The organism is Bradyrhizobium sp. A5, from assembly GCF_042076515.1.
In the GTDB taxonomy this organism is placed as follows: Bacteria; Pseudomonadota; Alphaproteobacteria; order Rhizobiales; family Xanthobacteraceae; genus Bradyrhizobium; species Bradyrhizobium cosmicum.
The window spans coordinates 965,717-978,689 of record NZ_CP148990.1 but is presented as its reverse complement, the minus strand read 5'-3'; the positions used below and the strand labels follow the sequence as shown (position 1 = coordinate 978,689).

The 12,973-nt window shown below is 65.1% G+C and carries 13 protein-coding genes; 5 read left to right on the top strand and 8 right to left on the bottom strand.

Annotated elements, in window-relative coordinates:
- Positions 1 to 88: 88 nt before the first annotated feature.
- On the top strand, positions 89 to 1,804 hold the full coding sequence (locus WHZ77_RS04530) for a DUF459 domain-containing protein (RefSeq protein ID WP_375312583.1): 1,716 nt from the start codon (positions 89 to 91) through the stop codon (positions 1,802 to 1,804).
- A gap of 175 nt (positions 1,805 to 1,979) precedes the next feature.
- Here the strand turns inward: WHZ77_RS04530 and WHZ77_RS04525 are convergent, their stop codons facing one another.
- The gene (locus WHZ77_RS04525) at positions 1,980 to 2,348 is read right to left on the bottom strand and encodes a CsbD family protein (RefSeq protein ID WP_375312582.1); all 369 of its coding nucleotides are present in this window, start codon (positions 2,346 to 2,348) and stop codon (positions 1,980 to 1,982) included.
- A gap of 119 nt (positions 2,349 to 2,467) precedes the next feature.
- Positions 2,468 to 3,205: an SDR family NAD(P)-dependent oxidoreductase gene (locus WHZ77_RS04520; protein ID WP_375312581.1), complete on the bottom strand. Its 738-nt coding sequence runs from the start codon at positions 3,203 to 3,205 to the stop codon at positions 2,468 to 2,470.
- A 100-nt stretch (positions 3,206 to 3,305) separates the two neighbouring features.
- Here WHZ77_RS04520 and WHZ77_RS04515 point away from each other — a divergent pair, with 100 nt between their 5' ends.
- Both WHZ77_RS04515 and WHZ77_RS04510 read left to right on the top strand, forming a co-directional pair.
- Positions 3,306 to 4,085, top strand: a complete 780-nt coding sequence (locus tag WHZ77_RS04515) for an SDR family NAD(P)-dependent oxidoreductase (protein ID WP_375312580.1) — start codon at positions 3,306 to 3,308, stop codon at positions 4,083 to 4,085.
- Between the two features lie 97 nt (positions 4,086 to 4,182).
- Positions 4,183 to 5,070, top strand: a complete 888-nt coding sequence (locus tag WHZ77_RS04510) for a TauD/TfdA dioxygenase family protein (RefSeq protein ID WP_375312579.1) — start codon at positions 4,183 to 4,185, stop codon at positions 5,068 to 5,070.
- Between the two features lie 85 nt (positions 5,071 to 5,155).
- Here the strand turns inward: WHZ77_RS04510 and WHZ77_RS04505 are convergent, their stop codons facing one another.
- Complete coding sequence (locus tag WHZ77_RS04505; protein ID WP_375312578.1) at positions 5,156 to 5,800, bottom strand: YqgE/AlgH family protein; 645 nt, start codon at positions 5,798 to 5,800, stop codon at positions 5,156 to 5,158.
- Positions 5,801 to 5,942: 142 nt separating this feature from the next.
- On the opposite strand from WHZ77_RS04505, the gene WHZ77_RS04500 reads away from it, so the two are divergent.
- Positions 5,943 to 6,785 carry a protein-disulfide reductase DsbD domain-containing protein gene (locus WHZ77_RS04500; RefSeq protein ID WP_375312577.1) on the top strand — a complete coding sequence of 281 codons (843 nt, stop codon included), beginning with the start codon at positions 5,943 to 5,945 and terminating at the stop codon, positions 6,783 to 6,785.
- A 117-nt stretch (positions 6,786 to 6,902) separates the two neighbouring features.
- The gene (locus WHZ77_RS04495) at positions 6,903 to 8,276 is read left to right on the top strand and encodes an oligosaccharide flippase family protein (protein WP_375314658.1); all 1,374 of its coding nucleotides are present in this window, start codon (positions 6,903 to 6,905) and stop codon (positions 8,274 to 8,276) included.
- 107 nt (positions 8,277 to 8,383) lie between these two features.
- Here WHZ77_RS04495 and WHZ77_RS04490 read toward each other — a convergent pair whose 3' ends face one another.
- From WHZ77_RS04490 to cysW, 5 genes are all read right to left on the bottom strand, one after another.
- Positions 8,384 to 9,172 (bottom strand): 3-hydroxybutyrate dehydrogenase, encoded by a 789-nt coding sequence (locus tag WHZ77_RS04490; protein WP_375312576.1) that lies wholly within the window; start codon positions 9,170 to 9,172, stop codon positions 8,384 to 8,386.
- Between the two features lies 1 nt (position 9,173).
- Entirely contained in the window at positions 9,174 to 10,352 is a 1,179-nt protein-coding gene (locus WHZ77_RS04485; protein ID WP_375312575.1) for a DUF3734 domain-containing protein, read from the bottom strand.
- Between the two features lie 78 nt (positions 10,353 to 10,430).
- On the bottom strand, positions 10,431 to 10,937 hold the full coding sequence (locus tag WHZ77_RS04480; RefSeq protein WP_375312574.1) for a CAP domain-containing protein: 507 nt from the start codon (positions 10,935 to 10,937) through the stop codon (positions 10,431 to 10,433).
- An 89-nt stretch (positions 10,938 to 11,026) separates the two neighbouring features.
- Positions 11,027 to 12,064: a sulfate/molybdate ABC transporter ATP-binding protein gene (locus WHZ77_RS04475; protein ID WP_375312573.1), complete on the bottom strand. Its 1,038-nt coding sequence runs from the start codon at positions 12,062 to 12,064 to the stop codon at positions 11,027 to 11,029.
- Positions 12,054 to 12,965: a sulfate ABC transporter permease subunit CysW gene (gene cysW / locus WHZ77_RS04470; protein WP_375312572.1), complete on the bottom strand. Its 912-nt coding sequence runs from the start codon at positions 12,963 to 12,965 to the stop codon at positions 12,054 to 12,056. Before cysW ends, WHZ77_RS04475 begins: the two co-directional genes overlap by 11 nt.
- Positions 12,966 to 12,973 lie beyond the last annotated feature (8 nt).

Below are 12,973 nucleotides of genomic sequence, written 5' to 3'. Positions count from 1 at the left end.
AATCAGCCAGAGAATTTGCCCGTTTGCGGCCCGATTCCGTTATTATATTGAGCGAATTCCAGACCCCGTTGCGCGCGCCCGAGATCGCATGTCGAAGCCAAAATCCTTTTTCAAGGCGCTGACCGAGACCGGCCCGTTGATCGCGCTGGGGACGGCGCTCGCGATATTGGTCTCCATTGCAGGACCCGCCTCGGCGCAGTTCTTCAACTTCCCCGGCTTCGGCGGCCCTCCGCAGCGCTCGGCCCCGCCGCAGCGGGGCGGCGGACGCGACGGCGGATGGTTCGGCGGCGACTTCTTCGCGCCGTTCCAGCAGCAACAGCCGCAGGCGCCGCGCCAGGATTTTTCGCGCGCGCCGGCACCAGCCAAGCGCGACACCATCCCCGACAAGAATGTGCTGGTGATCGGCGACGCCATGGCCGACTGGCTCGCCTACGGCCTGGAAGACGCCTACACCGAGCAGCCCGACATGGGCGTGATCCGCAAGCACAAGACCACGTCCGGCCTGATCAAGTATCAGCCGAAGGGCGAGCCCTCGGATTGGGCGGCCGCTGCGAAGGGCATCCTCGAGACCGAGAAGCCCGAAATCATCGTCGTCATGCTCGGCCTCAACGATCGCATATCGATCCGCGAGCCCGTAGCGGACAAGTCCGACAAGGCTTCGGAAAAGACCTCGGACAAGGACAAGAAGAACGACAAGGGCGCGCGCGCAAAACCGCAAGGAAAGCCAGGCGACGCCAAGCCCGACACCGCCGGCAAGCCCGACGGCAAGCCGGCCGATGCCGACCTGCCGCAGGACGATGCCGACAACGCCGACACGCCTGCGGCCGCGCCCGAAAAGACTGCGCGCAACCCGAACGGCCTCTACGAATTCCGTGACGACCGCTGGGTCGAACTCTACGGCAAGAAGATCGAGGAACTGGCCAACGTCCTCAAGAGCAAGGGCGTCCCGGTGCTTTGGGTCGGCCTGCCCGCCATTCGCGGTGCCAAGGGCACCGCGGACATGCTGTTCCTGGATTCGCTCTATCGCGAAGGCGCGGCCAAGGCCGGCATCACTTATGTCGACGTCTGGGACGGCTTTGTCGACGAAGCCGGCCGCTTCCTGCAGAAGGGTCCGGACTTCGAAGGCCAGATCCGTCAGCTCCGCAGCTATGACGGCGTCTATTTCACCAAGCCCGGCGCGCGCAAGCTCGCCCACTATGTCGAGCGCGAGATCACACGCCTGCTCGCAGGGCGCTCCGGCCCGATCGCGCTGCCGAGCGAACCAGCGACGCCCGACACCAGCGCCGAGCCCGGCAAGCCCGCGCCGCGACCGCTGGCGGGCCCGATCGTGCCGCTGGTTGCGGCGTCGATCTCGACCGATCAATTGCTGGGCGGACCGGGCACACGGCCCGCCGCCGTCGATGCGCTGGCCGCGAGGACCCTGGTGAAGGGCGAGCCGTTGGCTGCTCCGGCCGGCCGCGCCGACGATTATGCCTGGCCGCGCCGGGAAGTCGGCCGCGAGCAGGCCAAGGGCGATACGCCGATGGCGGCGACGACGCCTGACGGCAGTCCCGCCGCTCCCGGCACGCCGGGCGCCGCCGCGGCGATCGCGCCGCCGAAGCTCGCACCGAAGAAGCCGGCGGCGTCGCAACAGCCTGCGCAGTCCACGCCGTCCATTCGCGATTTCTTTGGCTTCAGCTCTCCACAGCCCGCTCCAGCGCCGCGTCAGCTAGCGCCCGCACCAGGACCGCGCAATCCTGCTCAGAACCCTGCGATCCCCCGACCGCCGGGTAACGTCGGGCGAGCGGCGGAAGTCATCCGGTAATCGATCTCGTGTCCCGGACGCGTCGCAGCACCTCCTGGTGATGCGACGCAGAGCCGGGACCCAGCACTTGCCACACTTTCCGCACCCACAAAAGAATGAGCCCCGGATCTGCGCAGCAGCGCTTTAGCGCTGCAGCGCGTCCGGGGCACGAGAGATGCGGCGTCGGCTACTAACCTTAGTAGCGCCAGCGCGGCGGCGGGCGGCGGGCGGGGCGCGACATCAGCAGCGCGAGCGCGAAGCCGATGCCGCCGGCGATCAGGAGCGAGCCAAGCGGATTGTCCTGCACCTTCTGGGCAATCGCCTGCGATCCGTCGCGCAGGGTTTCGGCCGGCTTGTCGTAGGCGTCCTTGGCGTAGCTGGCCGCCGTCTCGCCGGCGTCACGCACGGCATCCTTGGCCTGGCCGTAGAGATTCTGCACGGTGCCGGCGGCTTCGCGCGCCTTGCCCGATGCCTGTGTCTGCGCATCGCCCGCGAGATCACCGACAGCGCCTTCCGCGCGTCCGGCGAACTCCTTGGCTGATCCGACGATCCTATCCTTGTCCATACTGTTCCTCCTCGGGGGTCTGCCGAAGTAACCGATCAGGAGCGGCGCGGTTCCAATCGCGCCTACGGTTTGAGCGTGATCTTTTCGGAAAACCACGTCTCACTCTTCCGGATCACGCTCTAGAGAATGAGCCCTCCATCGACGACCAATGTCTGGCCGATGATGTAGGACGACAGCGGCGAGGCCAGGAACAGCGCCGCGCCGGCCATGTCAGCCGGCGTGCCCAATCGCCGCAGCGGAATGCGCGCCAGCGCGCCTTCGAGCCGCTTGGGATTGTCGGTCGTCACCTTCGTCATCTTGGTGTCGACGAGGCCGGGCGCGATACCGTTGACGCGGATGCCGTCCTCGGCCCAGGCCTCGCCTAGGGTCCGCGTCAATCCGACCGCGCCGGTCTTCGACGCATTGTAGGCGGGATTGCCCATGGTGGAGTGATAGGCCGCGGTCGACGACACCATGATCAGCGCGCCCTTGGAATCCCGCAACATCGAATGGAATCGCGTCGCGCAGGCCATCAGGCTCATCAGATTAACCTCGATGACCTTGCGAAAGCCGGCCATCTCGAACTCGCCGCGACGATAGAGCACCGCGCCCTGCGCGAGCACGAGCACATCGAGACGATCGAACGACGGCTTGAAAGCTTCGATCGCGCCGGCATCGCTGACATCGAGCTGCGCATAAGAAAGACCGGTGAGATCGGAGCCCTCCTCCGGCGAATATTCCGCTGCGTGAGCACGCGTGCCGCAGACCGCAACAGCCGCGCCCCGCGCGCGAAAGGCTTGTGCGATGCCGTTGCCGATGCCGCTGGACCCGCCGACGACCAGCACCTGCCTGCCCGAAAAATCCAGCTCGTTTGCCATCGCGGCCTCCCCTTTTGTCTTGCTTGTTTGACCTGTCTGCGGATCGATGCCAGCCTCGTCAATCCCAAAACAAAAAACAAGCACGCCGTGAGGAAACAGCATGTCCGACTTCAAGCAGCTCAGCCGGTCCGTGAAGGGCCTGACCGTTCTCGTCACCGGCGCGGCCAGCGGCATGGGGCGCGCGACTGCGCGCGTGTTCGCAAGCGAAGGCGCGAACGTCGCCGTGACCGATTATGACGAGCAAGGCGCGCTATCCGTCGCCAGGGAGATCGCGGCGAGCGGCGGCTCGGCGAAGGCCTGGAAACTCGACGTCGCCGACGGCGGCGAGATCAAGCGTGTCGTCGGCGATGTGGCGTCGCATTTCGGCGGGCTCGATATCGTCGTCAACAATGCCGGCATCTCCGTCCGCGTCGCGATCGACGACGAATCCTACGAGGACGCCTGGGCCAAGGGCATCGCGGTGATGCTGACGTCGCATCCGCGCATCATCCGCGCGGCGCTGCCGCATCTGCGCAAGTCGACGAGCCCGCGCATCGTCAACATCGCCTCGACGGAAGCGCTCGGCGCCACCGCATTGCACAGCCCCTATTCGGCGGCGAAGGGCGGCGTTGCCAGCCTCACCCGCTCGCTCGCCGTGGAGCTCGGCCGCGAGGGCATCACGGTCAACTGCATCTGCCCGGGGCCGATCCGCACCGCGATCACCGATCGCATCTCGGAGGAACACAAGACCATCTACGCCAAGCGTCGTACCGCACTCGGCCGCTACGGCGATCCCGAGGAAGTCGCGCATATGACGCTGAGCCTGTGCCTGCCGGCCGCATCCTTCCTCACCGGCGCGGTGATTCCGGTCGACGGCGGCCTGATGGCGCGCAACGCGTGAGACCTATGCGCGCCGAGCGTTGACAACGCCGGGTGCCGGAGTAGCTTTTTCATCGACAGAGCGGGAGCAACCGCTCGCGGTTCGCGGGAGAGACATCATGACGATCACCATCCGGCAGCTTCAAAAACATTTTGTCGGCGAGGTCTCCGGCCTCGATTTGCGAAAGCCGCTCACCGAGACCGAGGCGCGCGAGATCGAGGCCGCCATGGACAAATACGCGGTGCTCGTCTTCCACGACCAGGACATCACCGACGAGCAGCAGATGGCCTTTGCGCTGAATTTTGGTCAGCGCGAGGACGCGCGCGGCGGCACCGTGACCAAGGCGCAGGACTACCGGCTCGAGTCGGGCCTCAACGACGTGTCCAATCTCGGCAAGGACGGCAGGCCGCTGGCGAAAGACAGCCGCACGCATCTGTTCAATCTCGGCAACTGCCTGTGGCATTCCGACAGCTCGTTCCGTCCCATCCCGGCAAAATTCTCGCTGCTGTCGGCGCGCGTGGTGAACCCGAAGGGCGGCAACACCGAATTCGCCGACATGCGCGCCGCCTATGACGCGCTCGACGACGAGACCAAGGCGGAAATCGACGATCTCGTCTGCGAGCACTCGCTGATGTATTCGCGGGGATCGCTCGGCTTCACCGAATACACCGACGAGGAAAAGCAGATGTTCAAGCCGGTGCTGCAACGGCTGGTGCGGACGCACCCGGAGCATCGGCGCAGGTCGCTGTATCTGTCATCGCATGCCGGCAAGATCGTCGGCATGAGCGTGCCGGAGGGCCGGCTGCTGCTGCGCGACCTCAACGAGCACGCGACGCAACCGGAATTCGTCTACATCCACAAATGGAAGCTGCATGACCTCGTGATGTGGGACAACCGCCAGACCATGCACCGCGTCCGCCGCTACGACCAGTCCCAACCCCGCGACATGCGCCGCGCGACGGTGGCGGGGACGGAGCCGACGGTGCAGCAGCAGGCGGCGGAGTAGGCGCGGCACATTCTGCTGTCGTCCCGGACGAGCGAAGCGAAGATCCGGGACGACACCGGAGGGCGCCGCGAAAGCGACGCAGCAGCTACGCGTGCCCGGCCTCGTTCGAGAGCATGCCGGGGTCGATGCCGATCTTGCGAAGCGCACGGCCGTACTTCTCGTCGACGTCGTCGCCGAAGATCAGATCAGCATCCGCATCGCAATGCAGCCAGCCGTTGCTCTGAATCTCGGTCTCGAGCTGGCCCGGCGCCCAACCGGCATAGCCGAGCGCGAGGATGGCATGCTTGGGGCCGGAGCCGTTGGCGATCGCGCGCAGGATATCCACGGTCGCGGTGAGGCAGACGCCGTCGTCGATCCGGAGCGTCGCGTTCTCGATGTAGAAATCGCTGGAATGCAGCACGAAGCCGCGCCCGGTGTCGACCGGGCCACCGCGGAGTACCTTCATGCTTTCGGCATTCTCGGGCAGCCTGATGTGCTCGCCCTTCTTGATGATGCCGAGCTGCTGCAGGAGCTCGGGGAAGTCGATGCTGCCGGCGGGATGGTTGACGATGATGCCCATCGCGCCCTCGGCGGAATGGGCGCAGAGATAGATTACCGAGCGTTCGAAGCGCTCGTCGCCCATCACGGGCATCGCGATGAGGAGCCGGCCGTCGAGGTAATCGGCCGAACTGGGCGGCGCGAGACTCGCGCCACGGGTGCTTTCGCCCGTTCTCTTGCCTGTGGGAGCCATCGGTGAAGCACTCCGGTTTCAATTCCTATCCTGATGTCGGGCCGGCCCGCTGTCAAATCAAGGCTTGCAGAGACATGAATCAAGTGCATCCATCACAAGCATTTCAATGGCTTGCCCCGTGGCGACCCTGTAAAGACGTGCCATGCTGACAAGAGTTCCCAGGCGTGCGGCGATCGGCGTCGCGACAATCTTGCTCGCGTCGTCGCTGGCGCTTGCGGCCCGCGCCGACGACGCCTCGCCGTGGCAACGCGACGGACATTCCGCGGTGCGGTTGCTCGCGGGGTCGCGCAGCGGCGCGGTCCTGCTCGGCGGGATCGCCTTCCAGATCCAGCCCGGGTGGAAAACCTATTGGCGCACGCCCGGCGATTCCGGCGTTCCGCCGCGGTTCGACTTCTCGAAGTCGGACAATGTCGAGGCGGTGACGATCATGTGGCCGGCGCCGCAGAAATTCGACGACGGCGCGGGTGGCCATTCGATCGGCTATCACGACCAGGTCGTGCTGCCCTTGCGCATCGTCGCCAAGGCCGCCGACAAGCCGGTGACGTTGCGCGCCGAGATCAACTACGCGGTCTGCGAAAAGCTCTGCATTCCCGTCGAAGCCAATGCCGAACTCGGCTTCAACAGCGTCGCCTCGACCGAGGACGCCAATCTGCGTGCAGCGCTCGACACCGTGCCGAAGCCAGCCACGATCGGCGATCCCAACCCGCTCACCATCCGTGACGTCAAGCGCGACGGCGCCAAATACGTGGTGGTCGACGTGGTCGCGCCTGCGGACGCGCGCAACGTCAATCTGTTCGTGGAAGGGCCGACACTGGACTGGTCGCTGCCGATCCCGGTACTGGTCGAGCACGGTCCGCCAGGGGTGAAGCGATTCTCCTTCGAACTCGATGGGCTGCCCCCGGGCGCCAAGCCCGAGGGCGCAGCGTTGAAGTTCACACTGGTCGGGCCGGAGAAGTCGTACGAGTTCACTACGAATCTGGAGTGATCCGTTCGTCCCGCGGGTGCACGCCCACCCAACCGAATCTTAACGAATGGTTGCTAATTCCCAGTGCTGCCGCATCAAGCCTGCCGCAGCATGCGCGTGCGCCCTGGGGATCTCGAATTGGCCGTGATGGATGCAGAACCCGCTACGACCGGACCGGCCGGGCTGATCGCGCGGCTGCGCGCCAGCTTGACGGGTGGCTCGAGCGAGGCGTCGCTGACGCGGCGGCTGGCTGGCACCATCTTCATCATCCGCGTGATCAGCGCGGGCCTTGCCTATGTCTCGCAAGTGCTGCTGGCGCGCTGGATGGGGACGTCCGACTACGGCATCTATGTCTATGTCTGGACCTGGGTGCTCCTGCTCGGCAGCATGCTGGATTTCGGCATCTCGGCGTCCGCGCAAAAAATCATTCCGGAGTACCGCACCAGCGCCGAGCATGCGCTGCTGCGCGGCTTCCTCTCCGGCAGCCGCTGGCTCACCTTTGCCGCCTCCGCGCTGGTGTCGCTCGGGCTTGCCGGCATCGTCAAGCTGGCATCGTCCTGGCTCGATCCGGCCGAGGTGCTGCCGCTCTATATCGGCTGCATGACGCTGCCGGCCTTCGTCGTCGCCAACACCCAGGACGGCATCGCGCGCTCGCATGACTGGATGCAGCTCGGATTGATGCCGCAATTCATCATCCGCCAGGCGCTGATCATCGGCATCACAGCCTGCGCCTTCCTGCTCGGCTACCACATCGGCGCGATCGCCGCGATGGTTGCCAGCGCCGGCGCGGTCTGGATCGCGATGACCGGGCAGATGGTGGTGCTGAACCGCAAGCTGGCCGATCACATCGAGCCGGGCCTCAAGGCCTACGATGTCGGCGGTTGGCTCGCTGTCTCGCTGCCGATCCTGCTGGTGGAGAGCTTCTACCTGCTGCTGTCCTACACCGACGTGCTGGTGCTCCAGCAATTCCGTCCCTCCCACGAGGTCGGCGTCTACTTCGCAGTGGTGAAGACGCTGGCGCTGGTCTCGTTCATCCACTACGCGATGTCGGCGACCACGGCGCATCGCTTCGCCGAATACAACGCGAGCGGCGACAAGGCGCGCCTGTCGGCCTATGTCACATATGCCATCAACTGGACGTTCTGGCCCTCGCTGGCGGCGACCATCGTGCTGCTCGCGTTCGGCAAGCCGCTGCTCTGGCTGTTCGGGCCGCAATTCACGGTCGGCTACGACATCATGTTCGTCGCCGCGATCGGCCTCGTGGTGCGCTCCGCGATCGGGCCCGTTGAGCGCCTGCTCAACATGCTCGGCCAGCAGAAGATCTGCGCGCTGGCCTACGCGCTGGCCTTCGTGATGAACGTCGTGCTCTGCATTGCGCTGGTGCCACGCTACGGCGGCCACGGCGCCGCGGCCGCGACCTCGATCTCGCTCAGCTTCGAGACGGTCCTGCTGTTCTGGATCGTGCGGCGGCGGCTCGGCCTGCACGTGCTGGCGTTTGGGCGCAGCCGTTAGACAGTCGTAGGGTGGGCAAAGCGAAGCGTGCCCACCCCTTTTCCTCAGCAGAAAAAAAGGTGGGCACGGCGCTCGCGCGCCTTTGCCCACCCTACGGCGTCGCGTGATTACTCCGCGGTCCAGCCGCCATCGATCGAGAGGTTGCTGCCGGTGATCTGGGCGGCATCGTCGCCGCACAAAAACAGCGCCAGGGCCGCGACCTGCTCGGAGGTGACGAATTCCTTGGTCGGCTGGGCGTCGAGCAGCACGTCGTTGATGACCTGCTCGCGCGTCAGATTGCGCGCCTTCATCGTGTCGGGGATCTGCTTCTCGACAAGCGGCGTCCAGACGTAGCCGGGGCTGATGCAGTTGCAGGTGATCTTGCTGGTCGCGACTTCCAGCGCGACGGTCTTGGTCAGGCCGGCGATGCCGTGTTTGGCCGACACGTAGGCCGACTTGAAGGGCGAGGCGACCAGCGAGTGCGCCGACGCCGTGTTGATGATACGGCCCCAGCCCTTCTTCTTCATGCCAGGGACAGCCGCGCGAATGGCGTGGAAGGCCGAGGACAGGTTGATCGCGATGATCTGGTCCCACTTCTCGATCGGGAATTCCTCGATCGGCGAGACGAACTGGATGCCGGCATTGTTGACGAGAATGTCGACCGAACCGAAGCTCTTCTCGCCCAGTGCGATCATCTCGGCGATCTGGACCGGCTTGGTCATGTCGGCGGGCGAGTAGACCGCCTTGACGCCGAAATCGGACTCGATCTTCGCGCGCTCCTTCTCGATGTCCTCCGGCGAGCCGAAGCCGTTGATGACGACATTGGCGCCGGCGCCGGCGAAGGCGCGCGCATAAGCAAGCCCGATGCCGCTGGTCGATCCGGTCACGACGGCGTTCTTGCCTGACAGACTACCCATATCATTCGCTCCTTTTTGGCGGGGGCGCGGTGACGTCCCCCGTGAGATCGTAGGTCACCATGGTCTCGCCGGACTGCGGCCGCTCGAGCCAATCCTTGTGGCGCATCGACAGATGCACGTCGTGCACGCCGGCTTCCCAATGCTCGACCATGGCGACATGCGAGAAGTCGTAGTCTTTGGACGAGGATTCGTAGTTCTTGCTGCGGTAGATCAGATGCACCACGGTGACGGTGCTTTCACGCGATACCTTCGCGAGGAATTCCACGGAAGGGTCATTTTTCAGATAATCGGGCAATTTGGAAATCAGGTCGCGCACGGCCCTGCGGGCGTTGTGCAGCTGCCTGTTCTTGTCGGTGTTCATCCGCGTCCGGCTGGAGAAGCGGATGTCCTTCTCGCGCTCGGTGGCCTCGAGCAGGGAATTCGGCAGGTCGCCCCGCGCGCTGAACAGGTCGACCTGGAAGATCAGCATGTCGCGATCGACCTCGGCATCGAGCACATAGTCGAGCGGCGTGTTGGAGGCGATGCCGCCGTCCCAGTAGTGCTCGCCGTCGATCACGACGGACGGAAAGCCCGGCGGCAGCGCGCCGGAGGCCATGATGTGCTCGGGGCCGATGGTCTTGCCGAGCTTCTTGAACTCGTAATTGTCGAAATATTTGAAGTTGCCGGAGGTGACGCCGACAGCGCCGACCGACAGACGCGTCTTCAGGTCGTTGATGCGATCGAAATCGACCAGCCGCTCCAGCGTCTTCTTCAGCGGCGCGGTGTCGTAATAGCTCCCGGCCTGCGGACTGCCGGGCGGCCAGAGCGGCGCGGGCGGGACGCGCGGTGTAAAGAAGCCGGGCACGCCGAAGGTCGCGATCAGCGCAGCGCTGGTCGAATTGAACAGCTCGCGGCTATGGTCGCTCTTGCCGATCGGTTTCCACGGCACCGGCGCCGAGACCATCTCCCAGAATTCCTTGAGCCGCTTGACGCGGGTCGGGCCTTCGTTGCCGGCAATGATGGCGGCGTTGACCGCGCCGATCGAAATGCCGGCGACCCATTCCGGCTCGAAGCCGTAGCCGCACAGCGACTGATAGGCGCCGGCTTGATAGGAGCCGAGCGCGCCGCCACCCTGCAACACCAGGACGCGTTGCGCATTCGCGGGGACGCTGGCGGATTCAGGACTGGTGTGATCGGTCATTCGGGAACAATAGCAGATGACGAGCGACCGTGGCGACTGATCGCCGCGGCGTCAATGTATCCCGGGATCAAGTCTGGCTTATCGGGGGTCCGTCGAGGCCAGGATCATGGTCCAGAACACCTTGTACTTGGTGCCCGGAGCATAGCTCGCCGCGATGCCCAATTTTGTGACACCGCCCTTGAGCATGTTGGCACGGTGCGGGGGCGAGTCGCGCCAACCGGAAAACGCTTCCGCCAGCGTATGATAGCCGGCCGAGATGTTCTCGACCGCCACGGTCGCGGGATATCCGCCGGCGGCAAGGCGCTTGGCCAGCGGCGCACGGACGTCATGGTCCATCTTGTTGGCCGCCGCCATGGCATTGGACTGGGATTCGGCAAGCCGCATCAGGTCGGGGTCGATCACCACGGTGCCGAGGGCGTTGTTCTGGCGGTATTGCGAGATCATGATCGCGGCCGCCTGGGCATCGAGCTTGGAGCCCGGGACCGCCATGTCGGCATACATCGACGGCTGCTGCTGGATCGGTGCCTCATTGCCGGCACAGCTGGCGAGAAGCAAAGCAATGAGTATCGCGGCCGCAGCGCGCATGAATCGGGCCCCCAAAGGAAGGGCCGTTGTTGCATACGAACCGTGGCTGAAAGGTGAATTTTGAGGAAAAATTGACCTTCCGCGGGGCGTTAGACGCCCGCAAATATCCGGTAGCGGCGGGGCTCGAGGCCAATCGTGTCGCCGGCACGCAATTCCCTGTCGCGCGGGGCGTCGATCTCGATGGTCTCGCCGCCCGAGAGTGCCACCTCGGCCCGCTGCACCGGGCCAAAGTTCCGGACATGCCGCACGGCGCCCTCGAAGGCGCCGCTGCCGGGCGGGCCGATCAGCATGTCATGTCGCCGCACGAACAGCCTTGACGCGCCAGGCGCAAGACCGTCCGCCGCGAGCCGAAGCGGCCGGTCACCGAGCCGCACAATGCCGTCGGCAATTTGGACCGGCAGCTCGATGGATTCACCTATGAAGCCATGCACGAAGGCGGACGCCGGAGTCTCGTAGACGTCGTCGGGCGAGCCGATCTGCTCGATCCTGCCCTTGTCCATCACCACGACGCGGTTGGCGACTTCCAGCGCTTCCTCCTGGTCGTGGGTGACGAAGATCGAGGTCACGTTGATTTCATGATGCAGCGAGCGCAGCCATTTGCGCAGCTCCTTGCGCACCTTGGCGTCGAGCGCGCCGAACGGCTCGTCGAGCAAGAGGATGCGCGGCTCGATCGCGAGCGCGCGCGCAAGCGCAATGCGCTGGCGCTGGCCGCCGGAGAGCTGGCTCGGATAGCGGTCGGCGAGCCAGTCGAGCTGGACGAGATCGAGCAGTTCCTTGACGCGCGCACGGATGGTCGCTTCATCCTTGCGGATCGCGCGCGGCTGCACGCGCAGGCCGAAGGCGACGTTCTCGAACACCGTCATGTGGCGGAACAGCGCGTAGTGCTGGAACACGAAACCGACATTCCGTTCGCGCGCACCCTGCGCCAGCGCATCCTCGCCATTGATGAGCACCTCACCCAAATCGGGCCAATCGAGCCCGGCGATGATCCGCAACAGTGTGGTCTTGCCGGAGCCTGACGGGCCGAGCAGCGCTACAAGCTCGCCGCTCTCGACCTTGAGGTCCACGCCGTCCAGAGCAGCAAAACTGCCGAACTTCTTGACGAGATTCCTGACTTCAATGGTCATTGCCGTCTTGTCCTTCGTCGAGATGACGTTCGAGAACGGTTTTGGCGATCAGCGTGATCAGCGCCAGCATCGCCAGCAGGGAGGCGATCGCGAAGGCGGCGACGAACTGGTATTCGTTGTAGAGAATCTCGACCAGCAGCGGCATGGTGTTGGTCTCGCCGCGGATATGGCCCGAGACGACCGACACCGCACCGAACTCGCCCATCGCGCGCGCGTTACACAGCAGGACGCCATAAAGCACCCCCCATTTGATATTGGGCAGCGTCACCCGGAAGAAGGTTTGCAGGCCGGAAGCGCCGAGCGAAATCGCCGCTTCCTCCTCCTGCGTGCCTTGCTCCTGCATCAAGGGGATCAGCGCGCGGGCCACGAAGGGGAAGGTCACGAAGGTGGTCGCGAGCGCGATGCCGGGCACCGCGAAGAGGATCTGGATGTCGTGATCCCGAAGCCAGCCGCCGAAATAGCCCTGCGCGCCGAACAGCAGCACGAAGACGAGGCCCGAGATCACCGGGCTCACCGAGAAGGGCAGGTCGATCAGCGTGATCAGGAAGGTCTTGCCCGGGAAATCGAATTTTGCAATCGCCCAGGCAGCGACCAGGCCGAACACCAGATTGAGGCCGACCGAGATCGCCGCCACCATCAGAGTGAGCTTGATCGCGGACAATGCCTCGGGATCGGCCAGCGCGGAGAGATAAGCGAGGATTCCCTTCGAGAACGCCTGCGCGAACACCACGACGAGCGGCAGCACGACGAAGACGGAGAGGAAGATCATCGCCAGCGCGATGATGACGATTCGCACCGCCCTCGGCTCCGTGCGAAGGTTGTCCCGCGCGGCCGCTGCATGCGCACGCGCCTTCGCCTCCGATGGCGAGAGCGAAACCGAATCCGCGATCTGCATCGTCATGCCCCGCC